Source organism: Novosphingobium sp. KA1 (assembly GCF_017309955.1).
GTDB lineage: Bacteria > Pseudomonadota > Alphaproteobacteria > Sphingomonadales > Sphingomonadaceae > Novosphingobium.
Genome location: NZ_CP021247.1, coordinates 2,217,377 through 2,238,660, shown reverse-complemented (window position 1 = coordinate 2,238,660; position 21,284 = coordinate 2,217,377). Strand labels below are relative to the sequence as shown.

At 69.0% G+C, this 21,284-nt stretch carries 22 protein-coding genes and 1 riboswitch; of the genes, 14 read left to right on the top strand and 8 right to left on the bottom strand.

Annotation, left to right across the window (positions count from 1 at the left end; translation table 11 throughout):
* Nucleotides 1–69 precede the first annotated feature (69 nt).
* From crtY to CA833_RS10850, 6 genes are all read left to right on the top strand, one after another.
* Nucleotides 70–1,296, top strand: coding sequence for a lycopene beta-cyclase CrtY (gene crtY / locus CA833_RS10875; RefSeq protein ID WP_207078032.1), 1,227 nt, complete (start codon nucleotides 70–72; stop codon nucleotides 1,294–1,296).
* Nucleotides 1,293–2,771 (top strand): phytoene desaturase, encoded by a 1,479-nt coding sequence (locus CA833_RS10870; RefSeq protein WP_142635387.1) that lies wholly within the window; start codon nucleotides 1,293–1,295, stop codon nucleotides 2,769–2,771. Before crtY ends, CA833_RS10870 begins: the two co-directional genes overlap by 4 nt.
* Nucleotides 2,768–3,205, top strand: a complete 438-nt coding sequence (locus CA833_RS10865; protein WP_207078031.1) for a T6SS immunity protein Tdi1 domain-containing protein — start codon at nucleotides 2,768–2,770, stop codon at nucleotides 3,203–3,205. The genes CA833_RS10870 and CA833_RS10865 overlap by 4 nt, the downstream gene beginning before the upstream one ends.
* Nucleotide 3,206: 1 nt before the next feature.
* On the top strand, nucleotides 3,207–3,803 hold the full coding sequence (locus CA833_RS10860) for a TIGR00730 family Rossman fold protein (RefSeq protein WP_142635391.1): 597 nt from the start codon (nucleotides 3,207–3,209) through the stop codon (nucleotides 3,801–3,803).
* A 22-nt stretch (nucleotides 3,804–3,825) separates the two neighbouring features.
* Nucleotides 3,826–4,815, top strand: coding sequence for a phytoene/squalene synthase family protein (locus CA833_RS10855; protein ID WP_207078030.1), 990 nt, complete (start codon nucleotides 3,826–3,828; stop codon nucleotides 4,813–4,815).
* 362 nt (nucleotides 4,816–5,177) lie between these two features.
* A complete protein-coding gene (locus CA833_RS10850; RefSeq protein ID WP_142635395.1) occupies nucleotides 5,178–5,324 on the top strand; it encodes a lmo0937 family membrane protein in 147 nt (48 codons plus the stop codon).
* Nucleotides 5,325–5,373: 49 nt separating this feature from the next.
* Here the strand turns inward: CA833_RS10850 and CA833_RS10845 are convergent, their stop codons facing one another.
* Both CA833_RS10845 and CA833_RS10840 read right to left on the bottom strand, forming a co-directional pair.
* The gene (locus tag CA833_RS10845; RefSeq protein WP_207078029.1) at nucleotides 5,374–6,645 is read right to left on the bottom strand and encodes a multidrug effflux MFS transporter; all 1,272 of its coding nucleotides are present in this window, start codon (nucleotides 6,643–6,645) and stop codon (nucleotides 5,374–5,376) included.
* A 41-nt stretch (nucleotides 6,646–6,686) separates the two neighbouring features.
* Nucleotides 6,687–6,875 carry a hypothetical protein gene (locus CA833_RS10840; RefSeq protein ID WP_207078028.1) on the bottom strand — a complete coding sequence of 63 codons (189 nt, stop codon included), beginning with the start codon at nucleotides 6,873–6,875 and terminating at the stop codon, nucleotides 6,687–6,689.
* Between the two features lie 146 nt (nucleotides 6,876–7,021).
* Between CA833_RS10840 and CA833_RS10835 the strand changes: the two genes are divergently transcribed.
* Complete coding sequence (locus CA833_RS10835) at nucleotides 7,022–7,330, top strand: alkylphosphonate utilization protein (protein WP_142635403.1); 309 nt, start codon at nucleotides 7,022–7,024, stop codon at nucleotides 7,328–7,330.
* 3 nt (nucleotides 7,331–7,333) lie between these two features.
* Here CA833_RS10835 and CA833_RS10830 read toward each other — a convergent pair whose 3' ends face one another.
* Nucleotides 7,334–7,618: a hypothetical protein gene (locus CA833_RS10830; protein WP_142635405.1), complete on the bottom strand. Its 285-nt coding sequence runs from the start codon at nucleotides 7,616–7,618 to the stop codon at nucleotides 7,334–7,336.
* A gap of 142 nt (nucleotides 7,619–7,760) precedes the next feature.
* Nucleotides 7,761–9,647, bottom strand: a complete 1,887-nt coding sequence (gene thiC / locus CA833_RS10825; RefSeq protein WP_207078027.1) for a phosphomethylpyrimidine synthase ThiC — start codon at nucleotides 9,645–9,647, stop codon at nucleotides 7,761–7,763.
* A 48-nt stretch (nucleotides 9,648–9,695) separates the two neighbouring features.
* Nucleotides 9,696–9,842: riboswitch (TPP riboswitch) on the bottom strand.
* A gap of 46 nt (nucleotides 9,843–9,888) precedes the next feature.
* Between thiC and CA833_RS10820 the strand changes: the two genes are divergently transcribed.
* The gene (locus CA833_RS10820) at nucleotides 9,889–10,521 is read left to right on the top strand and encodes an SOS response-associated peptidase family protein (RefSeq protein ID WP_207078026.1); all 633 of its coding nucleotides are present in this window, start codon (nucleotides 9,889–9,891) and stop codon (nucleotides 10,519–10,521) included.
* 10 nt (nucleotides 10,522–10,531) lie between these two features.
* Here the strand turns inward: CA833_RS10820 and CA833_RS10815 are convergent, their stop codons facing one another.
* Nucleotides 10,532–12,676, bottom strand: coding sequence for a PAS domain-containing sensor histidine kinase (locus CA833_RS10815; protein WP_207078025.1), 2,145 nt, complete (start codon nucleotides 12,674–12,676; stop codon nucleotides 10,532–10,534).
* A gap of 109 nt (nucleotides 12,677–12,785) precedes the next feature.
* Here CA833_RS10815 and CA833_RS10810 point away from each other — a divergent pair, with 109 nt between their 5' ends.
* From CA833_RS10810 to CA833_RS10800, 3 genes are read left to right on the top strand one after another with little or no spacing between them, the layout of a single operon-like run.
* Complete coding sequence (locus CA833_RS10810) at nucleotides 12,786–14,258, top strand: ATP-binding protein (protein ID WP_207078024.1); 1,473 nt, start codon at nucleotides 12,786–12,788, stop codon at nucleotides 14,256–14,258.
* A gap of 9 nt (nucleotides 14,259–14,267) precedes the next feature.
* Complete coding sequence (locus CA833_RS10805) at nucleotides 14,268–14,477, top strand: DUF4169 family protein (protein WP_207078023.1); 210 nt, start codon at nucleotides 14,268–14,270, stop codon at nucleotides 14,475–14,477.
* Nucleotides 14,477–14,680 (top strand): hypothetical protein, encoded by a 204-nt coding sequence (locus CA833_RS10800; RefSeq protein WP_142635417.1) that lies wholly within the window; start codon nucleotides 14,477–14,479, stop codon nucleotides 14,678–14,680. The genes CA833_RS10805 and CA833_RS10800 overlap by 1 nt, the downstream gene beginning before the upstream one ends.
* 90 nt (nucleotides 14,681–14,770) lie before the next feature.
* On the opposite strand, the gene CA833_RS10795 is transcribed toward CA833_RS10800, so the two are convergent.
* The 3 genes from CA833_RS10795 to CA833_RS10785 form a co-directional block, all read right to left on the bottom strand.
* The gene (locus CA833_RS10795; protein WP_207078022.1) at nucleotides 14,771–15,256 is read right to left on the bottom strand and encodes a hypothetical protein; all 486 of its coding nucleotides are present in this window, start codon (nucleotides 15,254–15,256) and stop codon (nucleotides 14,771–14,773) included.
* Nucleotides 15,257–16,116: 860 nt separating this feature from the next.
* Nucleotides 16,117–17,184, bottom strand: a complete 1,068-nt coding sequence (locus CA833_RS10790; protein WP_207080055.1) for a L,D-transpeptidase — start codon at nucleotides 17,182–17,184, stop codon at nucleotides 16,117–16,119.
* A gap of 385 nt (nucleotides 17,185–17,569) precedes the next feature.
* Nucleotides 17,570–18,460, bottom strand: a complete 891-nt coding sequence (locus CA833_RS10785) for a helix-turn-helix domain-containing protein (RefSeq protein ID WP_242526038.1) — start codon at nucleotides 18,458–18,460, stop codon at nucleotides 17,570–17,572.
* Nucleotides 18,461–18,716: 256 nt separating this feature from the next.
* Here CA833_RS10785 and CA833_RS10780 point away from each other — a divergent pair, with 256 nt between their 5' ends.
* Genes CA833_RS10780 through CA833_RS10770 form a run of 3 tightly spaced genes read left to right on the top strand, consistent with a single transcriptional unit; the run spans nucleotide 18,717 to nucleotide 21,279 of the window.
* A complete protein-coding gene (locus CA833_RS10780) occupies nucleotides 18,717–19,880 on the top strand; it encodes an 8-amino-7-oxononanoate synthase (protein WP_207078020.1) in 1,164 nt (387 codons plus the stop codon).
* The gene (locus tag CA833_RS10775; RefSeq protein ID WP_207078019.1) at nucleotides 19,877–20,524 is read left to right on the top strand and encodes an alpha/beta fold hydrolase; all 648 of its coding nucleotides are present in this window, start codon (nucleotides 19,877–19,879) and stop codon (nucleotides 20,522–20,524) included. Before CA833_RS10780 ends, CA833_RS10775 begins: the two co-directional genes overlap by 4 nt.
* On the top strand, nucleotides 20,521–21,279 hold the full coding sequence (locus CA833_RS10770; RefSeq protein WP_207078018.1) for a methyltransferase domain-containing protein: 759 nt from the start codon (nucleotides 20,521–20,523) through the stop codon (nucleotides 21,277–21,279). Before CA833_RS10775 ends, CA833_RS10770 begins: the two co-directional genes overlap by 4 nt.
* Nucleotides 21,280–21,284: the final 5 nt, after the last annotated feature.

Genomic DNA, 21,284 nt, shown 5'->3' with positions numbered 1-21,284 from the left:
GATGGCGAACGCGCCGGCTGGCGACTTGCGACGTTGCGATGCAGCGCGCAGCCCCCTAGACCTCGCGCGATGGATGATCCCAGTTGCCATATCGCGATCCTCGGCGGCGGCCTTGCCGGTTCGCTGATCGCGCTTGCCATGGCCCGGCACCGCCCCGAACTGCGCGTGCGGCTGATCGAGCGCGGGGCGAGGCTGGGCGGCAACCACGTCTGGTCGTTTTTTGCCAGTGACCTTGCCGATCACCCTGCGGGCGATCTTGCGGAGAGAAGCCGCGCGCTGGTGGAGCCGCTGATCGCCGCCCGCTGGGATGGCTACGACGTCCATTTCCCCGGCTTTTCCCGCCGCCTCGCCGCGCCCTATGCCAGCGTCACCAGCGCCCGGCTCGACACCGCCCTGCGCGCCGCGCTGCCGCAGGCGGCCATCCTGACCGGCGCCGAGGTGCGCGGGATCGACGGATCGCAGGTCCTGCTCGCCGATGGCCGCACGATCCGCGCCGGGGCGATCATCGACGCACGGGGCGCCGGCGCCCTGCCGCACATGGCCGGTGGCTGGCAGAAATTCGCGGGCCAGCTGCTGCGCACCAGGGCGCCCCACGGCCTCGAACGCCCGGTGGTGATGGACGCGCGGGTCGAACAGGTCGGCGGCTACCGCTTTGTCTATGCCCTGCCCTTCTCGCCCGACACCGTCTTTGTCGAGGACACCTATTATGCCGACGACCCCGCGCTCGACCTGCCGGTGCTGCGCGAGCGGATCGCCGCCTATGCGCAAGGCGCGGGCTGGCAGGTGGAAGCGGTGGAATACGAGGAAACCGGGGTGCTGCCGGTGATCGCAGCCGGGGATTTCGAGGCGTTCTGGGCCGCCGGAGACTGCGGCGCAGACCTTCGCGCCGGAGCACGCGCGGCACTGATCCATCCGCTCACCTCCTATTCGTTTCCCGATGCCGTGCGATTCGCCATGTACCTCACCACTCTCGACAAGTTCTCCGGCATCGGCCTAGGAAGGGCGGGTCATGCATGGGCCGCAAACCACTGGCGCGGGGGGCGCTACTACCGGATGTTGACTCGCATGCTGTTCGCCGCCGCGCCGCCCGAGGCGCGCTGGCGCGTGCTCGAACGTTTCTACCGCCTGCCGGAACCGCTGGTGGAGCGTTTCTATGCCGGCCGGTCGACCCTGGCCGACCGCGCGCGCCTGCTTGCCGGCAAGCCGCCGGTGCCGCTGGGCGCCGCACTCGCCAGCCTGCTGGGCGGGGGCCGCCCGCTGGCGGACCTCGGCCCCAAAATGAGAACATCGCTGTGAAAAAAGCCTGCATCATCGGCGCCGGGTTCGGCGGCCTTGCCCTTGCCATCCGGCTCCAGGCGGCGGGGATCGAGACCACGCTGGTCGAGGCGCGCGAGATGGTGGGCGGGCGCGCCGGGGTCTGGCAGCGCGAGGGCTTCACCTTCGATGCCGGTCCCACCGTCATCACCGACCCCAATTCGCTGCGCGACTTGTGGACCCTGACCGGGCACGACATCGCCGACGACATCGAGCTGATGCCGGTCATGCCGTTCTACCGGCTCAACTGGACCGACGGCGTAACCTTCGACTATTCGAACGACGATGCCGCGCTGCGCCGGGAGATCACCCGCGTCGCCCCGCAGGACATCGGCGGCTACGAGGAATTCCTGCGCTACGCCGAGGGTGTCTACCAGGAAGGCTACGTGCGGCTCGGCGACGAGGCCTTCCTCGATTTTTCCAGCATGGTGAAGGCCGCCCCGGCGCTGGCCCGCTACCAGGCCTGGCGCTCGGTCTATTCGATGGTCTCGCACTTCGTGAAGGACGAGCACTTGCGCCAGGCGCTCTCGTTCCACACCCTGCTGGTGGGCGGCAACCCGATGACCACCAGCGCGATCTACGCGCTGATCCACAAGCTGGAGAAGGACGGCGGCGTCTGGTGGGCGCGCGGCGGCACCAACAAGCTGGCGCAGGCCATGGCCCGCCAGTTCGAGCGTATCGGCGGCACCGTGCGGCTCGGCGACAAGGTGGCCGCGATCCACACCATCGGCGACCATGTCAGCGAAGTGGAATGCGAAAGCGGCTGGCGCGGCCGGTTCGACGCGGTCGCCAGCAACGGCGACATCATGCACAGCTACCGCGACCTGCTGGCGGGAACCGCGCGCGGGCAGGACATGGCCAGGAAGCTCGCCCGCAAGCGCTTCACCCCCAGCGTCTTTGTTGTCCACTTCGGGCTCGAGGGCACCTGGCCGGGCATCCCGCACCACTCGGTGCTGTTCGGGCCGCGCTACAAGGGCCTGCTCGAGGACATCTTCGAGCACGGCGTGCTGCCGCGCGACTTCTCGATCTACCTGCACCATCCCAGCGTCACCGACCCCGCCATGGCGCCCCCCGGCAAGAGCACGTTCTACGCGCTGGTCCCGGTCGCCAACCTCGGCAAGCTGCCGGTGGACTGGAAGGACGTCGGCCCGCTGCTGGAACGCCGGGTGCTGGCCGAAGTCAGCCGCCGCCTGATCCCCGACCTGCAGGACCGGCTGGTCACCAGCTTCCACTATGCGCCGAGCGATTTCGAGACCGATTTCAGCGCCTGGAAGGGCAATGCCTTCAGCCTCGAGCCGCTGCTCACGCAGAGCGCCTGGCTGCGCGGCCACAACCGCGACGACAAGCTGAAGAACTTCTACCTGGTCGGCGCCGGCACCCATCCCGGCGCGGGCATTCCCGGCGTCGTCGCCAGCGCGCGGGCAACCGCGCGGCTGATGGTGGCAGACCTCAAGTGAGCCGCGAGGTCCACGCACTCAATGCCGCCTGGGGCTGGACCGGGGTGACCTTTGCCGAAGTCGTCGCCCACAGCCTGATGGGCCATGCGCTGGTGACCGATGCGGACGGCGCCTACCACTATCTCGACCCCGACCTCGGCGCGCTTACCCGGCTGGGCGACGAGGCGGCGGCGCAGGCGCACATGGCGCTGGAGGAAACCGGGGCGATCTGGCGCGCCGATGCGCTGGTCGATGCGGCGGCGGCGCGGCTCGGCCCGCCCGCGCCTGGGGAAGTCTACAGTCTCACGCTTCCGGCGATGCTCGCCGGGGACTATGCGCACGAAAACCTGATCCGAATCGATTTCGTGAAACTGATCTATCTTACCGGCGACCTTGCCCGGCAGACCCAGGATCTGCCGGAGGGTGCGCAGGTGCAACTGAAGGTTATCGACTGACATGAAGCGTCTTGCCGTCTACTGCGGTTCGGCCACCCCCGCCGATCCCCGCTACATCGAACTCGCCCGCGAAGTCGGCGCGACGCTGGCCAAGAAGGGCATCGGCGTCGTCTACGGCGGCGGCCGCCTTGGCCTGATGGGCGCGGTGGCGGCCGGCGCGCTGGCCGAAGGCGGCGAAGTGATCGGCATCATTCCCGAGGCGCTGGTCGGCGGTAACGGACGCGGCGGCGAAGTGGCCAACCACGACTGCACCGAACTCCACGTCGTTGCGACCATGCACGAGCGCAAGGCCGAGTTCACCCGCCTGTCGGACGGCTTCGTGGTCATCCCCGGGGGCGTGGGCACCATGGACGAGCTGTGGGAAGCGGTCAGCTGGTCGCAGCTGGGCTATCACGACAAGCCGGTCGGCGTGCTCAATGCCTTCGGGTTCTACGACATGCTGCTGGCCTTCAACCGCCACATGGGCGAAGTCGGCTTCGTGCGCCCCGCCCACCAGGGCATCATCATCGACGACACCGACCTCGAATCGCTGCTCGGCCGCATGGCCGCGCACGAGCCGATCGTGCCGATCGTGAAGATGGACCCCAAGACGCTCTGAGGCGTCCCGGGCGACAGACGACATGCCAGCCACCCGCTCCGCACTGGTCCGCTCCGCGCACCGCTCGATCCGCAAGGGCTCGAAGAGCTTTGCCGCGGCCAGCCGGCTGTTCGACCGTGCCACGCGCGAGCGGGTCTGGCTGCTCTATGCCTGGTGCCGCGCCTGCGACGACATCGCCGACGAGCAGGACCATGGCCGCGCCGCCGCCCCGGTCCGCCTCGGCAACCGGCTCGCCCCGCAGGACCGGCTGGCGACGATCCGCACCCTCACCGAACTCGCCATGGCGGGCGAAAGCACCGGCACCCCGGCCTTCGACGCGCTCGCCCAGTTGCGCCGCGAAGTGCCGATCACCGATGCCCTGGTCGAGGACGTGCTGGCCGGCTTCGCGCTCGACGCCGACGACTGGCGCCCGCGCAGCGAGGCGGACATGCTGCGCTACTGCTACCATGTCGCCGGCGCCGTGGGGGTGATGATGGCGCTGGTCATGGGGGTCTCGCCCGAGGACCAGGACACGCTCGACCGCGCCTGCGACCTCGGCATTGCCTTCCAGCTCGCCAATATCGTGCGTGACGTCTGGGAAGACGATGCCAACGGGCGCTGCTACCTGCCGGTCGAATGGCTGGCCGAGGCCGACATTCCGCCCGGCGAAGTGACCAAGCCGCACTACCGCGGCGCGCTGGTGCCGATGGTCGCGCAGGCCTGCGCGCTGGCCCGCGAATACGAGGATTCCGCCCGCGTCGGCGCCGCGCGCCTGCAGTTCCGCCAGCGCTGGGCAGTGCTCTCCGCCGCCGGCATCTACGGCGAGATCGCCCGCGAGGTGGAGAGGCTGGGCGCCCATGCCTGGGACCACCGCGTGCAGATTTCCGGCTGGCACAAGCTTGGCCATGTCTGGACGGCGCTGGCCGAGGCGCGCTCGCCCCGCGTGCCCGATCCGGAAACCTCACGCCCGGTGCTCTCCCGCCGCGAACTGGCGGCGCTGGCGCAGGCCCATCCGGCCAGGTTGCACGACTGAAATCCGCGCAAGGCAGCGCTTCGCCGGCATGGCAGGCACGAGACTGGCCCGCCTCGGCCGGATTGGCCAGACGGGATGGGCCCGATTGAACTGGCCCGGTTACGGTTCATTCTGGAATTTATCGAAACCGGTGGACCCGAAGAGCAGCAGCGAGACACGCCCAAGGGCGATTCGCGGTCGCAGGCGGGACCATGCCGTGCCTCCCGCGCGGCGGCAACCGGCCCCGCCGCGGCAATCTGCCGTCCGCCCTCGGCCTGAGACGAGTCGTGTGCGCAGGGCACATAGCGCGCGCCGCAAAGTCTTCATGCAGCCATAACGACGCCTGCGCGTTTCTCCCGTGATCGCTCAAAGGAGAAGATGCCATGCTTTTCACCATCGCTGCCATTCTCATCGTGCTGTGGCTGCTCGGCTTTGTCGTGTTCCATGTGTCGAGCGCGCTGATCCACGTCCTGCTCGTGGTCGCCATCGTGGTCGGCCTGGTCCAGCTGTTCCGCGGACGAAGGGTCTGACCAGCGCCGAAAGGAAAATCGGGGGCCACGCGCCCCCGAAAATCCCCTGTCAGAACTCATGCCCCGCCGACGGCGGATGCGCCTTGTAGAAGCCCGGCGGATTGACCCGGCGGAACAGGCGACCACGCTCGGAATAGAGCACCAGCACCAGTCCGGTCAGCCCGCAGACCACCATCGCCCCCAGGATCGGCCGCGCGGTGCCGTCGTAGGCCTGCCCGATCAGCGACCCCAGCGCCGCGCCCAGCACCGTGCGCACGAACGACATGACCGAGGCCGCCGCCCCCGCGATCCGCGCGAAGGGCTGGAGCGAGATCGCCTGGAAGTTCGCGCCGATGAAACTCATCATGCACATCGTCACCGTCATCAGCGGGATGAAGGCCCAGATGCTCTCGCCGCGCATCGCGAAGACAAGGTGCACGGCGGCAAACAGGATGTAGCACAGCAGCGCCGTGTGCGAGACGCGGCGGGCGCCGAACTTCTCGACGATGCGCGAATTGAGGAAGTTCGAGCAGGCCATGACCAGCGCCATGCCGCCGAAGATCACCGGGAAGAAAGTGCCGGCGCCGAAGTGCTCGCCCACCAGCTGCTGCGCCGAATTGATGTAGCCGAACAGCGCCCCCTGCACGAAGGCGGCGCCGAGGAAGTAGCCGAAGGCGGAGCGCTCCCTGAGCGCCAGCAGCATGTTGCCGCCGATCACCCGCGGCTGGATCGGCTGGCGGTAGTCGGGGTGGAGCGTCTCGGGCAGGCGCATGAAGCTCCAGGCGAAGACCAGCACCCCCATCGTGCACATGATCCCGAAGATCCAGCGCCAGCCGACAAACAGCAGCACGGTCTGGCCGATCATCGGCGCCACCATCGGCACGACCATGAACGTCATCGCCACCAGCGACTGGGTGCGGGCCATGCGGTCGCCGTCGAAACGGTCGCGCAGGATGGTCATCGGCATGACCATCATCGCCGAACAGAACGCCCCCATGAACCCGCGCGCGATCAGCAACAGCAGGAAGCTGCCCGAGATCGCGCAGAGGAAGGCGGTCGCGATGTAGGCGCCGATCGCGGTCAGCACCACCGGGCGGCGCCCGAAGCGGTCGGCCAGGGCGCCGGGAAACAGCGAGCCGAGCCCCGAGCAGATCAGGAAGACGCCGACGATCAGCTGGCGGCTGTTCGGATCGGCCAGATGCAGGTCGCGCGAAATCGCGCCGAGCGCGGGCAACATGACATCGATCGAGAGCGCCATCAGCGCCTGGAGCGAGGCCATCAGGGCAACGAACTCCACTTCCCCCATCGGGAAGCGGTCGGACTGGGCATCGGGGGAACGCATGCCACCGCCCATGCCGCATGTGCGAAGCCAGCGCCAGCCTTTTAGGCGTTCGTCCCGCCTGCGATCAGGGCGCGCAGCAAGGCGCCGACCTGCACGAACCAGCCGCCCGCGAACCAGACGATGGGAATGGGCCGGTAATAACCCACCGGCATGAAACTGCCGATGTCCGAATGCTGCACCACCTGCTCGGCCGGGCCGAAATACTCGTTACTCTCGCTGGACTGCTTCATGTGTCCCCCGGTTTGCCTGCAAGCAGCATAGCAAATCCTTGCCCTGCAGGAACATAAATCCGGATGCGGACCTGTCCCCGCGCTGTCATGACACTCGCCAAACCGGGCTGGTCCTGCCATGGGCCTTGCCAACAGGAGAATACGACATGTCGGCTGACGACGAAGACTACATCTACGACGAAGAGAGCGGCGAATGGCTGCCCGCCTCGGAACTGGCCGCCAAGCGCGCGGCGGCGGACACCGTCGAAGTGCGCGACGCGGTGGGCAACCTGCTGGCGGACGGCGATGCGGTGACGCTGATCAAGGATCTCGACGTCAAGGGCGCGGGCCAGACGCTCAAGCGCGGCACCCTGATCCCCTCGATCCGCCTGACCGGCGACGCCCAGGAGATCGACTGCAAGTATCCCGGCATCAAGGGCCTGGTCCTGCGCGCGGAATTCGTGCGCAAGCGCTGATACTTACCCCCTGGAAAGCCGCCTGCGATTGGCCCTGACGCGCTTGCGATAGTGGCCCACGGCCTTGCGGGCGGCCTTCTCCGGCGTGGTCGGGCCGCCCCAGAACAGCTTGGCGGCCAGTTCGGCATTGGCCTCGACTTTCTCGGTCACCATGCGCAGGTTCTCGTGGCTGCTGCCGCGGCCGGTCATCATGTCGGCGGTGCGCATGCCGATCACCATCATCGAATCGGCCCAGAGGCTGTAACTCTCGCTTGCCAGTTTCAGCCATTCGGCTGCGGGATCACGCATGGAATCGGGGCTCCGTTGGGGGGCCCTTCATTTTAGCACCGCATTTCGCACTCGCGAAGACGGACGACCCCGTATTTGTTGCATTGCAGCGTAAAAATACGGGGCAACGTAAAATACGGGGTCGGGGATCGGCACAGCGCCGTCAGTCGTGCTCGCGTCCGCCTGCGCCCATGTAGAGTTCGCTGCCGGTCTCGCGGAACACCTTGCTCATTTCGGCCATGCCCGCCTCGGCCTCCTCGGCCGCGACAAAGGCCTGCACCGGCTGGTTCTGCTTCGCCGCGAAGTCCCGCACTTCCTGGCTGATCTTCATCGAACAGAACTTCGGCCCGCACATCGAGCAGAAATGCGCGGACTTCGCGCCTTCGGCGGGAAGCGTCTGGTCGTGGTACTGCTCGGCGGTGTCGGGATCGAGGCTGAGGTTGAACTGGTCGCGCCAGCGGAACTCGAAACGGGCGCGGGACAGCGCATCGTCGCGGACCTTGGCGGCCGGGTGCCCCTTGGCGAGATCGGCGGCATGGGCGGCCAGCTTGTAGGTGACGACGCCGACCTTCACGTCGTCGCGGTCCGGCAGGCCAAGGTGCTCCTTGGGCGTGACGTAGCAGAGCATCGCCGTGCCGTACCAGCCGATCATGGCCGCGCCGATGCCGCTGGTGATATGGTCGTAGCCCGGCGCAATGTCGGTCACCAGCGGCCCGAGGGTGTAGAACGGCGCTTCGCCGCAAGCCTCGAGCTGCTTGTCCATGTTCTCCTTCACCTTGTGCATCGGCACATGGCCCGGCCCCTCGATCATCACCTGCACGTCCTGCGCCCAGGCCCGCTTCGTCAGCTCGCCGAGGGTATAGAGTTCGGCGAACTGCGCCTCGTCATTGGCGTCGGCGATCGAGCCGGGGCGCAGGCCGTCGCCCAGCGAATAGGCGACGTCGTAGGCCTTCATGATCTCGGTGATCTCGTCGAAGCGTTCATAGAGGAACGATTCCTTGTGGTGGGCAAGGCACCACTTGGCCATGATCGAGCCGCCGCGGCTGACGATGCCGGTCACGCGCCTGGCCGCAAGCGGCACGAAGGGCAGGCGCACGCCGGCGTGGATGGTGAAGTAGTCCACGCCCTGCTCGGCCTGTTCGATCAGGGTGTCGCGGAACACCTCCCAGGTCAGGTCCTCGGCAATGCCGCCGACCTTTTCCAGCGCCTGATAGATCGGCACGGTGCCGATCGGCACGGGCGAGTTGCGGATGATCCATTCGCGGGTGTCGTGGATGTTGCGCCCGGTGGAGAGGTCCATCACCGTGTCCGCGCCCCAGCGGATCGACCAGACCATCTTGTCCACCTCGCTCGCCACGTCCGAGGCGACGGCGGAATTGCCGATGTTGGCGTTGATCTTGACGAGGAAATTACGGCCGATCGCCATCGGCTCGCTTTCGGGGTGGTTGATGTTGGCGGGGATGATCGCCCGGCCGCGCGCCACTTCCTCACGCACGAATTCGGGGGTGACGTAGTCGGGAATGGCCGCGCCCCAACTTTCACCATCTCTGGCCTGACCGTCGCGCGCGTATGCCTTCAGCATCGCGCGGCCGAGGTTCTCACGCTCGGCGACGTATTCCATCTCCGGCGTGATGATGCCCCGGCGGGCGTAGTGCATCTGGCTGACGTTCATGCCCGCTTTGGCGCGCAGCGGGCGCTTCACCACGTTGGGAAACGCTGGGACGCCGCCCGAACGGTCAGGTCCCAATGCGCCAAGATGCTGGCCGTTGTCCTCCGGCTTTACGGCGCGGGCCTCGTAATCCTCCACGTCTCCGCGTGCGAGAATCCATGTCCGGCGTTTGGCGGCAAGACCGGCGGCGATGTCGATGGTGACATTCGGATCGGTGTAGGGGCCGGACGTATCGTAGACACGCACCGGAGCCTCGCCCGAACCGGGCTCAAGGTGAATCTCCCGCATGGCCACGCCAAGCCGCCCGACGTGAATCTTCTTCGACCCGCGAATGGGTCCGGTGGTGACGCCGATTTCCAATTTGGAATTGATGTCGGCCATAAGCGATTTTCCTTCGGCTTATGGACGAAAGAAAGGTCGCGACAGATAGTCCTGTGGCCCGCCCTTCCCTCCGCCCGTGTTAACGGGTTCAGGTTCAACGGGTCGGGCAGCGTGACCTGCCCCTCTCAGCCATTTGTTTCCTGCAGGCTCTCGCAAAAGCGAAAACCCTAGGCACAAGCTCCCCGGGGATGGCGCCGACGATAGACGCGGCTTTTGCCTCCGTCTAGGGCCCGAAGCAGACATGCCGATGATCTATCGCCTCGACGCCCCTGCCCGCGAAGTGGCTCGCACCTTCGGCCTCGACGCCGGCAACGACCCCTGGCCCGGCGGCGCGGTTTCGGCGGGCGGCTTTGCGCCCGTCATCACCATGGGCCGCGAGTTCGTGGCGGGGCCGCGCCCGGAAAAGCGCCTGCCGCGCCGGATGATCCCGCGCCTCTGGGGCGTCCCCCCGCCGCCGCGGGGCTGGGATGAACGGCGTCATGGCATCCTCACCGTGCGCAATCTCGAAAGCCCGTTCTGGATCGGCAACTTGCGCAACAGCGAGTTCCGCTGCCTGGTCCCGGCCACGGCCTTCATGGAATGGGGCAAGGCGGACCCGCGTGACGGCAAGCGCCGGGCATGCTGGTTCGGCGCCGCCGACCAGCCGGTCTTCGCCATGGCCGGGGTCTGGAAGGACAGCGAGGTGCCCAGCTTCGCGCTGCTCACCGCCCCCGCCAATGCCGCGCTGCGCTCCGAGGGACGCGAGACGATGCCGGTGATCCTGCCCGCCGATCCCGCCGCGCACGACCTCTGGCTGCGCGGCGACTGGAAACGCGCGGCAGAGCTGCTCGCGCCTTATTCCTCCTCGCTGATGTCGCTGCACGTGGCGGGATGAATAGAACGACCTAAAGCACCTCCAATTGCCGCAGCAGCGCCCGCAGGCGCGCCGGTTTCACCGGCTTGGTGAACAAGGGCAGGCCCAGCGCGGCGGCCCGGGCCTTGAGCGGCTCGCCGCGATCGGCGGTGACGAGGCAGGCGGGCAGGTCCCGGCCCAGCCGTGCGCGCAGGGCCAGGACCGCATCGTCGCCGGTCAGCCCGTTGTCGAGATGATAGTCGGCGATCAGCATGGCCGGGCCGCGCGCCAGCGCGGCGGCGACTTGCGGATCGTCCGGGTCGCCGGCGGCAACGACCTCCAGCCCCCAGCTCCCCAGCAAGGCCGCCATGCCCGCCAGGATCGCCGGTTCGTTGTCGATCACCAGCACCAGCGCGCCGCCGCCGCACCGCGTGCCGGGGCCGGCCGGATCGCCCAGCTCCTCCGGCGCCGTGCAGGCCGGCCGGGGCACGGCGCGCGGCAGGCGCACCGAGAAGGCCGAGCCCTTCCCCGGCGTGCTCTCCAGCCCCAGTTCGTGGCCGAGCATCGTTGTCACCCGCCGCACGATGGCAAGGCCCAGCCCCTTGCCGGGGATCTTGCGGGTGGCATCGAGGCGGCGGAATTCCTCGTAGATCGCGGCGCGCTCGGCCTCGGCGATGCCCGGGCCGGTGTCGCGCACGGTGACCACCAGTTCGTCTCCCGCCCCCTCCCCGGCCCCCTCCGCGGCCCCGGCCCCGGCCGCCGCCAGCTCCACCCGCACCTCCCCCTGCGCGGTGTAGCGGATCGCGTTGGAGACGAAGTTCTGCAGGACCCGCCGCAGGAGCCGGGCATCGGATCGCACCCAGTCCGCGCTGTCCGGCACCACCAGCGCGAGCCCCGCCGCTTCCGCCAGCGGCGCGAACTCGCGGCGCAGCGCGGCCAGCAGCGGCGCCAGGGGCAGGTCGCCGAGTTCGGGCTGGATCGCGCCGGCATCGAGGCGCGAGATCTCGAACAGGGCTTCGAGCAGGTCCTCCACCGAATCGAGCGCGGAGGCGGCCTGCCGCACCAGCGCCTGCGGCTTTTCCGGCAAGGCCTCGCTACCCAGTGCCGACACGAACAGCCGCGCGGCGTTGAGCGGCTGCAGCAGGTCATGGCTGGCGGCGGCGAGGAAGCTGGTCTTGGAGCGATTAGCCTCCAGCGCCGCCTCGGTGGCGGCGACCAGCCGCAGGTTCACTTCCACCAGTTCGGCGGTACGCTCGGCCACCCGGCGCTCCAGCGTTTCGGCGGTCTCGGTCAGCGAGCGACGGAAGCGGACCTGGTCGGTCACGTCGTCGAAAGTGAAGACCATGCCGCCGCTGGTCAGCGGCACCGACCGGATCGTGAAATGGCGCGCGCCCTCGCCATCGGCGAACATGCGGCAGTCGCTCACCACCCGGGCGCCGCCGCCTTCGCGCCATTCCAGCGCCTCGGCGCGTTCCAGCCCGCCCTGCTCGGCGCACCAGCGCACCAGCGCCTCGTGGCTTGCCAGCAGTGCCCCCTCGCTGCCGACATCGAGGCCCAGCAGCGCCGCCACGCCTTCGTTCCACGCCTGCAAGCGGCGCTGGACGTCGAACAGGCAGACCCCTTCGGACAGCGTGTCGAGCGTGGTCTGCAGCGCCAGGTTGCGCTCGCCCAGTTCGCGGGCGCGCTGGCGGGCATCCTCGGCCTTGACCATGGTGACGTCGGTATAGATGCCGACGATGCCGCCGCCGCTGGTGCGCAGTTCGTTGATCTGGATCCACCGCCCGTCGGCCAGCGCCTGGACATGGGCGCCGCGCGCCTCGCGGTGCTGGGCCATGCGGTCGCGCAGCCAGCGGTCGGGAGCGATGCGCGAACCGATGGTGGCCCCGGCCTCGGCCATCCGGCGGGCCATTTCGGCAAAGGCCGGCGCCGAATCGCGCATCGCCTCGAACCACGGGAACATCTTCAGGAACGCCCGGTTGCAGAGCACCATGCGGTCCTCGGCATCGAACAGGGCAAAACCGTCCGCCAGCGAATCGATGGCATCGCGCAGCAGGGCGCGCGCGGCATCGGCGGTGGCATGGGCATCGGCCAGCGCACGGTGGGCGTCGGCGAGCCGGTCCAGCGCCTGGGCAAGCGCATCGGCGCGGGACCTTGCCCCGCCCTTCAAGCCACCGGAATCGGGCGACAAACCATCCACCCGGCGATCATACCCCGGCCCGGCGGCGGCGCGCCATCCGGGCGGCTACCTATGGAAAACGCGCCCTGCCCCCTTGCGCGGCGGCGCCCGCCTTTGCCAATAGGCACCCGTGAGCGCCAACATCGTGATCGGCCAGACCCCGCAGGGCGAGGCGATCGAAATCGACATCAAGGAACTTCTCGCGACCCGCCTGCTGGTGCAGGGCAATTCCGGGTCCGGCAAGTCGCACCTGCTGCGCCGCCTGCTTGAAGAGAGCGCGCCGATCGTCCAGCAGGTGGTGATCGATCCCGAGGGCGACTTCGTCAGCCTGGCCGAGGAATTCGGCCACGTCGTGATCGACGGCGCCGCTTATGCCGAGGCCGAGATCGTCCGCCTCGGCGCGCGTATCCGCGAACACCGCGCCTCGGTGGTCCTCGCGCTCGACGAGCTGGAAATCGACCAGCAGATGAAGTGCGCCGCGCAGTTCCTCAACGCCATGTTCGATGCCCCGCGCGAGCAGTGGTATCCGGTGCTGGTCGTTGTCGACGAGGCGCAGATGTTTGCCCCCGCCGCCGCCGGCGAAGTCACCGAGGAAGCCCGCCGCGTCAGCCTGGCGGCGATGACCAACCTCATGTGCCGCGGCCGCAAGCGCGGTCTGGCGGGCGTCATCGCCACCCAGCGCCTCGCCAAGCTCGCCAAGAACGTGGCGGCGGAAGCCAGCAACTTCCTGATGGGCCGCACCTTCCTCGACATCGACATGATCCGCGCGGCGGACCTGCTGGGCATGGAGCGCCGTCAGGCCGAATCGATCCGCGACCTTGCGCGCGGCCAGTTCCTCGGCCTCGGCCCGGCGATCAGCCGCCGCCCGGTGGCGGTCAACATCGGCAGCGTGCGCACCGGCGCCAAGTCGATCACCCCCGGCCTGATGCCGCTGCCCACCGCCTCCACCGACGAGCTGCGCGAACTGCTGCACGACAACCTGCACGTCGAGCCCGAGCGGCAGGAATTCCACCGCCCGCCGCCGCGCCCGGCGATCGACGTCGACGACCTCTCCGCCTCGATCGCGCAGTCGCCCACCCTCGCCGCCGCCCCGCCGCCGCGCCCCGAGCGCCCGGAACCGGAGCCCGAGGAAAACCGCGCGGCGATGATCGAGATCCTCAATGCCATGGCCAAGGACGAGGACTGCTCGTTCCAGCCCTCGACCACGCTGTTCCAGGACTTCACGATCCGCTGCCGGATGAAGGGCATCTCCGTGCGCGGGCTGGATGCCACGACCTTCCGCCGGGGCTTTGCCGCCGCGCTGGCCGGGATCGAGGACCCGGACGACGAGAAGTGGTTCGACCTCTTCAATCTCGCCAAGCACGTGCCCGACGATGCGCTGGCGCCGTTCTACCTGATCGCGCTGGCGGCGATGAACGACCAGCCCTGCCCCGACGACATGGTGCTGGCCCGGACCTACGGCACCAGCAGCCCGCGCCGCGTGCAGCGCCTGCTGGACTTCCTGGAGAAGGACGGGCTCATCGTCGTGCGCACCGACTTTTCGGGCAAGCGTTCGGTCGGACTGCCCGATCTGGGGGTTACCACCGCGCCCGTCGAGGCGTAGAAGGGCCTCATGGCCGAGATCATCAACCTGCGCATGGCCCGCAAGGCCAGGGCGCGTTCCGACAATCAGGCACAGGCAGAGGCCAGCCGCGCCCGCTATGGCCGCAGCAAGCACGAGCGCCAGGCCGCCGAGGCCGAGATCGCCCGGATCGCGCGCACGGTCGAGGGCGCAAGGCGCGAACGTGAGCCTGAGCCTGAGCAAGGAGAGGACGAGGGCTGATGCGCACGACCTACAGCGACGCCAATGTGCGGCTCTACCACCTCGACGGCGGCCCCGAGGGCGGCGGCGTCACCACCCTGTTCTACGGCCCGCTGGCCGAGGCCATGGAAATCGCCTCCCAGCAGATCGAGGACGTGCAGGACGGCCTGTTCATCGCCACCGACAATGACGTCGTGGCCTATCTGGACCTGCTGGAGGGCTGACGGCCGCCGCCGCGCAGCCGGCCTGCCGCATGCGGCAGCCCCTTTGCCCCCCGGCAGAATTCGGGGAGGCAAAGAGGCTGCACCGCGCAATCAGAAGCGCGCCTGAAGGCCTGCCGCGACGTAGTGGTCGCCGAGGTTGCCCTTGACGTCGATGCGCGGCAGCAGCGGCATCGACACCGTGCCATAAGGCCGCACGTTGTCGCCGATCAGGCGCGCGCCGACCCCCACGGCCAGCGCCATCGGCAGCCGGTAGGTCGCCTCGACCTTGGCGAAGAGCTTGGTGCCCGAATCGTCGCACTTGCCGCCGGAAACCTCGTTGCCGCTCGACCTGGCAAAGCACGAGCCGTCGTCGTGGTAATAGGCGGGATGGTCGCGGTCATGGAAGAACAGGCCGACCGCAGGGGTGATCGAGAATCCCCCGTCCTGCACCACCGGCACGCCGACCGCGAGTTCCCCGCCCCAGTCACCCTCGGCGCGGGCGATATTGGCCTCGGCGGTCACGGTATTGGCCATGGCCGGCGCGGCGGCGGCCAGCGTGGCAGCAAGAGCCGCGATGGCGGCGAGCGTGAATTTCATGTTATGTCCTTGGTATAAACGAGATGACCCGGACGCCGAGGGTTAGGATTTGCGCGCCCCTCAAGGCAAGGCGCGGGGATTCGATCCACCCCGGCCAGGGCTCGCCCCACCCCGAAGCGTTCGGCAGGTTCAGGCCGGGCGGGGATTGGGGGGCTGAGTGGGGCTGCGAAGCGAACTGTCTGGTTCGGATTTTAAAACACCCGTTGCCAATGCCAAATCTGCACCCGGATCTTCGCCATTCCCGCCCCCTCTTCGTCATTCCCGCGGAGGCGGGAATCCAGTCAACGCAGCGCTTCGAAGCCAACGTCGGTGGCGAGATCGCGCCACTGTGGATTGCCTTCGAGTGTCCTTCATTGCCAGGTTGCTACTGGATTCCCGCCTTCGCGGGAATGACGAATGGAGTGAACAATCGGCAAGCCATCCGGGTTCAACGAACGCCTGCAAAGGGCCGCCACCCTAGGCGGCGTGGACAAATTCCTCGAGGTCACGACCGGAGGCAAAACCCGTCAATTCAAGGAGGTGAGGCGCAGGACTATGTCGATAGTTCAAGCCGAACCGACGCCGAAGTGGCGGGTTTTGGTCCGGCCCCTTCGGGGTAGCCCCCATGTGCCCCCCGGCAGCGTTGCACGGCCTTGAAAGAGAACCACTCTTCCCGCGTCCGCGCGCCTCGCCGGGGGGCACATGGGGGCTATCGTGACCTCGAGGAATTTGTCCACGCCGCCTAGCATTCCGCGTTTTGACCCAGCCCCGCTCAGGCTGAGCTTGTCGAAGCCCGCTCCCGGCGCATGACCATTCGCTCGCTGGCCTTCGTGCAGCGCTCTGCTGCCGGGGCTTCGACAGGCCCGCCGAGGGCCCGCCGCTCAGGCCTGGAACACCACGGTGATCCCGGGCGAGACCATCTGCGCCAGCCGTGCCGCATCCCAGTTGGTCAGGCGCACGCAGCCGTGGCTTTCGGTCTTGCCGATGTTCTGCGGCTCGGGCGTGCCGTGGATGCCGTAGTGCTCCTTGGACAAGTCCAGCCAGACCACGCCGACCGGCCCGTTGGGCCCCGGCGGCAGCAGCTTGTCCTTCGCGTTCTTCTTTGCATCCCAGAACAAGTCGGGATTGAAGTGATAGTCGGGATTGCGCGCCGCACCGACGATCTTCCAGGTGCCCAGCGGCAAGGGATCGTGGCCGCTGCCGGTCGTCACCGGGAACTGCGCGATCAGGCGGTCCTGCTTGTCGTAGGCCCGCAGGGCGCCGTCGGACTTGTCGACCACGAGATGATCGGCGCGCGGCTGGTCGGCGGCGACGCCCAATCGCACCAGCGTGTCGGACCAGCCGGTCGTGTCGCCATCCTCGGGCTTCGGGGCCGCATCGGCGATGTCCGGCACCCGCACCACCCGCCCCGCGCCGAGCACCGTGCCCGGCCCGTTGAGCGCCAGCAGGGTTTCGGGTGTCGTGTGGAAACGCTCCGCCAGGGCCTCGCTCATGTTGCGGTAGCCGAGCCGGTCGAACCTGGCCTGCCCGGCCATGTCGCGGGGAAGATCGGGATGAAACGGCCCGCGCGCAAAAGCCAGCGGGATCGTCACGCGGCGGGTGCCATCGCCGCGCACGCCCGCCAGCAGCGCCCGCTGCGTCGGCGTATCGAGCCTGCCGCTCGCGGCGAGCCCATGCGCCTGCTGGAACCCCCGCAGCGCCAGCGCATAAGCGGCGCTGTCCTTGCCGTCGATCACGCCCGGCGAAAAGCCCTGGCGGTCCAGCGCGACTTGTGCGCGCAGCAGGGGATTGCCCGATGCTGGAGATGCCTGCCCCTGAGGGGCGGCGGCGGGCGCCGGCATAAAGGCGAGCGGATCGGCCGACGGCCTCGCGGCGACCTCCGCCTTGGGCGCGTCGGCCTCGGAATGGCAGGCGGAAAGCGGGATCACGGCCAGCGGACCAAACGCCATGCCGATCAGCGCGGCGGGCGCCAGCGATACGGAATGCAAGAACTTCAAAGGACACCGTGAGCAATTGGGACAGGTGTCTCTACAACGCCCCGCACCGGCAGAGGCTGCACGCCCCGCCGCAAATCCGCGCAACCGGTGAAACGGAGGGAAAGCGCCCGGCGAAGCCCCTCGGGGGGGATGGGAGAGAGGACAAGGCCTCGCCAGGCGCGAAAGCTTTCCGAGGCGGAGGGAGGGGGGTGCCTTTACCGGAAAGCTGCGGTTATCAAAATACGCCGCAGCCCCGCCCTCGCCAAGACCACCACCCAAGTATTACTACCTAACTGTCTCGGCAGCGATACATTTTAAAAACAATTTGAAGTATTGCCCACAACAGTACTGTTGGAATTCACCCACCCAACCCGGCCCGCTCCATCCGGCGATAGAATGTCGCCCGGCCGATTCCCAGCAGGCGGGCCGCGGCCGAGACGTTTCCACCCGCCCGCGCCAGGGCCTGGCGCAGCACCGCGCGCTCGCCATCCTCGAACCCCTGGACTTGCGGTTCCCCCAGCAGGTCGCCGATCGGCCGCGGCGGCAGCGGCGTGCCCGCCTCGAACCCCAGCTGCCGCCGCGCCGCGCGCGTCGCGCCGATCACCAGGTCATCGCGGTCGACCGCCAGCAAGGCCGGGCCGCCGCCCTGCCGCTCCGCCGGGGCGAGCATGATCCGCGCCGCGCCGAAGCGCTGGCAGAACATGTCACGCTCGATCGCGCGGGCCGCATCCTGCACCAGCGCGGCCACCAGCAGCGCGGTATCGCCAAGGTCGGCGCGGGCGCTGGAGACGTTGAGCGCGGCGATCACATGGCCGTCGGGATCGAAGATCGGCGCCGCCATGCAGGAGACCCCGGTGTTGCGGCAGGCAAAGTGCTCGTCGCGCAGGATCGTGACCGGCCGCTGCTCGATCAGGCTGGTACCGATGCCATTGGTACCCTCGCGCATTTCCGACCAGTTCGCCCCCGGCGCCAACCCGTGCACGGCAAACGTCTCGCGCTCGGCCTCGGTGGTCCGCATGTCGAGCACGATCCCGTCGCCATTGGCGAGCAGCAGGCAGGCGCCGCTGCGCCCGACACTGGCGAACAGGGCATCGAGCGTCGCTTGCGCGAGCTCCGGCAGGCCGCCCGCCGCCTCGCGCACCGCGCGCAAGGCGCTCTCGTCCAGCCGTTCCACGAACGGACGGTCATCGGGCAGCAGTCCGTAGCGCAGCGCCGAGCGGCACCACGAAGCCGCGACCGGCGACTGCACGGCCGCAGCCCCCGACTCCACGGTCCTCAGGACCAACGCGCAATGACGGGAATTGTCTTCCGCCATCGAATCCCCTCATGGTTTTACAGTAATTTACCTTAACTCATCAGGCAGGTCGATCTTTCTGAGCAGGCGGCCTGGAGAAATTCGCAAGAAGCGGATTTCGCCGCAAGCGGAGGCCAACCGCCCCGGGGCGGCGTGGACAGGCCCGAACAGGCATTGTCTCGGCGGGCCGCATGCCATACCGGCGAGCGCGATGAAGAGGCTCGATTCCTTCCTCGAGGCCGCGCTGGCGCGGATCGACAGTGCCGGACAGCGCCGCAGCCTGCGCCCCGCCGCCATGCTCCCCGCCGGGCGCATCCGGCGCGAAGGCCGCGACCTCGTCGATTTTTCCAGCAACGACTATCTCGGCCTCGCCCGCCATCCGCTGCTCGCCGAGCGCGCCGCCGCCTGGACGCGCGAGCATGGCACCGGCTCGGGCGCGTCGCGGCTGGTGACCGGCACCAGCGCGGCACATCTCGCGCTCGAGGCCCGGATCGCCAGATTCAAGCATGCCGAAGCCTCGCTGGTCTTTGCCAGCGGCTGGCAGGCCAATGCCGCGGTGATCCCGGCGCTGATCGCGGCGATGCCGGGCGTCGCCGTGTTTGCCGACCGGTTGATCCATGCCTCGATGCATGCCGGGATCGCGATGTCCGGCGCGCGCCAGCACCGGTTCCGCCACAATGACCTGGACCATCTCGAACAGCTTCTCGCCAGCAAGGGCGCCGAGGCCCCCGCGCGGCTGATCCTGACCGAAAGCGTGTTCTCGATGGACGGCGACCGCGCCGACGTGCTGCGCCTGGCCGAGATCGCCGAGCGCCACGACGCCGTGCTCTACATCGACGAGGCCCATGCCACCGGCGTGCTCGGCCCCGGCGGCGCCGGGCTCTCGGCGCTGGCTCCGGGGCGGGTGGACGTGATCATGGGCACTTTCAGCAAGGCGCTGGGCGGGTTCGGCGCCTATATCGCCGGCTCGCAAGTGCTGGTCGACTATCTCGTCAACGCGGCGAGCGGGATGATCTTCACCACCGCGCCGCCGCCCGCCGTGCTCGGCGCGGTCGATGCCGCGCTGGACCTGGTGCCGGCGATGGCGGCCGAGCGCGCGCACCTTGCGGCCCTGGGCGAGCAGCTGCGCGCGGGACTGGCGCGGCTGGGACTGGACCACGCCCGCTCCTCCACCCAGATCGTGCCCGCGGTGATCGGCGCCGAGGCCGATGCCATCGCGCTTTCACGCAAGCTGGAGGCGGCGGGCTTCCTCGCCGCCGCGATCCGCCCGCCGACCGTGCCCCCCGGCACCAGCCGACTGCGCCTGGCCCTGCGCGCGACCCATGCGCCGGACGACGTCGCCGCCCTGCTCGCCGCCATCGAGGCCCTCCGGTGAAACTGCTGTTTGCCCATGGCTGGGGTTTCGACCGGCATTTCTGGACACCGCTCGCCGCGCGGCTTGCCGATTTTGACCATGCGATCGATGACGCCGGCTACTTCGGCGCGCGCCATGTGCCCCTGGTGGAAGGCCCCTGCATCGCGGTGACGCACAGCTTCGGCACCGTCCGCGTGCTGGCCGATCCGCCGCCGGGGCTGCTCGGCGTGGTCGCGATCAACGGCTTTGCCCGCTTCACCGCACCGCTTGACCAGCCGGGCGTGCCGGTGCGGGTGGTCGAGCACATGATCCGCCGCTTCGGGCAGAGCCCGGCCGGCGTGCTGGCCAGTTTCCACCAGCAGATCGGCGGCACCGTGCCCGAAGGCAAGCCCGACGCCGACCTTCTGCGCCGCGACCTGCTGCGCCTGCGCGATGCCCGGGCGCCGCTGCCCGAGGCCCCGGTGATCTCGCTGCAAGGCGGGCAGGACCCGCTGATGCCAGGCGCCATGCGCGCAGGCACCTTCGAGGGCGGCGACGTGCGCCGGATCGAGAGCGAGGCGGGCGGCCACCTGCTGCCGGTCGAGGACCCCGAACTCTGCGCCGAAGCCGTGCGCGGACTGGCAGCGATGCTGGCTGCGGCGCCGGGCACGGCGCGGCCGGCATGAACGTCCCGCGCGAGACCGTGCGCCGCGCCTTCGCCGCCGCCCCCGACTATGACGGCCATGCCCGCGTCCAGCGCGAGGTGGCCGCGGCGCTGGCGGCGCGGATTGCCGCGCTCGACCTGTCCGGCGCCCCCCATCCAGGCCCACGCGTGCTGGAGATCGGCTGCGGTACCGGGTTCCTTACCGAGGCACTCGGCAGCACCGGCATCGGCGGCGACTGGCTGATCACCGATCTCGCGCCCGAAATGCTGGCGCGCTGCCGCGCCCGGCTTGGCGCGCGCGCGCATCACCGCTTCGCCGTGCTCGACGGCGAATATGGCGCGCCCGAAGGCGGCCCGTTCGACCTCATCTGCTCCAGCCTCGCGGTGCAGTGGTTCGACGATGCCCCCGCCGCGCTCGCCCGCATGGCAGGCTGGCTGGCGCCGGGGGGCCACCTGATGGTCACCACGCTGGGCCCCGGCAGCTTTGCCGAATGGCGCGCCGCCCATGCCGCCGAGGGCCTCAGCGCCGGAACCCCCGCTTTCGCGCCGGTCGAGGCCTTCCGAGATTGCACCGTCACGGTCTGCAACCACGTGGAACGCCACGAGCACCCGCTGGCCTTCCTGCGCGGCCTGAAAGCCATCGGCGCACAGGCGGCTCAGGCCGGACACCGCCCGCTCACCCCGCCACAGTTGCGCCGCACGCTGGGCCGATTTGCCCAAAGCGGATGCGAAGTGACTTACGAAGTCGTGACCTGTCACCTACACCGCGCTAGGTGAGCCGC

What these genes read in the sequence shown, in the direction of transcription:
- CA833_RS10860 (WP_142635391.1), top strand. Translation starts at nt 3,207, where the DNA reads ATGAAGCGTCTTGCCGTCTACTGCGGTTCGGCCACCCCCGCCGATCCC.
- CA833_RS10820 (WP_207078026.1), top strand. Translation starts at nt 9,889, where the DNA reads ATGCCGATGATCTATCGCCTCGACGCCCCTGCCCGCGAAGTGGCTCGC.
- CA833_RS10800 (WP_142635417.1), top strand. Translation starts at nt 14,477, where the DNA reads ATGCGCACGACCTACAGCGACGCCAATGTGCGGCTCTACCACCTCGAC.
- CA833_RS10850 (WP_142635395.1), top strand. Translation starts at nt 5,178, where the DNA reads ATGCTTTTCACCATCGCTGCCATTCTCATCGTGCTGTGGCTGCTCGGC.
- CA833_RS10845 (WP_207078029.1), bottom strand. Translation starts at nt 6,645, where the DNA reads ATGCGTTCCCCCGATGCCCAGTCCGACCGCTTCCCGATGGGGGAAGTG.
- CA833_RS10855 (WP_207078030.1), top strand. Translation starts at nt 3,826, where the DNA reads ATGCCAGCCACCCGCTCCGCACTGGTCCGCTCCGCGCACCGCTCGATC.
- CA833_RS10830 (WP_142635405.1), bottom strand. Translation starts at nt 7,618, where the DNA reads ATGCGTGATCCCGCAGCCGAATGGCTGAAACTGGCAAGCGAGAGTTAC.
- thiC (WP_207078027.1), bottom strand. Translation starts at nt 9,647, where the DNA reads ATGGCCGACATCAATTCCAAATTGGAAATCGGCGTCACCACCGGACCC.
- CA833_RS10790 (WP_207080055.1), bottom strand. Translation starts at nt 17,184, where the DNA reads ATGGCGTTTGGTCCGCTGGCCGTGATCCCGCTTTCCGCCTGCCATTCC.
- CA833_RS10795 (WP_207078022.1), bottom strand. Translation starts at nt 15,256, where the DNA reads ATGAAATTCACGCTCGCCGCCATCGCGGCTCTTGCTGCCACGCTGGCC.
- crtY (WP_207078032.1), top strand. Translation starts at nt 70, where the DNA reads ATGGATGATCCCAGTTGCCATATCGCGATCCTCGGCGGCGGCCTTGCC.
- CA833_RS10805 (WP_207078023.1), top strand. Translation starts at nt 14,268, where the DNA reads ATGGCCGAGATCATCAACCTGCGCATGGCCCGCAAGGCCAGGGCGCGT.
- CA833_RS10780 (WP_207078020.1), top strand. Translation starts at nt 18,717, where the DNA reads ATGAAGAGGCTCGATTCCTTCCTCGAGGCCGCGCTGGCGCGGATCGAC.
- CA833_RS10835 (WP_142635403.1), top strand. Translation starts at nt 7,022, where the DNA reads ATGTCGGCTGACGACGAAGACTACATCTACGACGAAGAGAGCGGCGAA.
- CA833_RS10840 (WP_207078028.1), bottom strand. Translation starts at nt 6,875, where the DNA reads ATGAAGCAGTCCAGCGAGAGTAACGAGTATTTCGGCCCGGCCGAGCAG.
- CA833_RS10770 (WP_207078018.1), top strand. Translation starts at nt 20,521, where the DNA reads ATGAACGTCCCGCGCGAGACCGTGCGCCGCGCCTTCGCCGCCGCCCCC.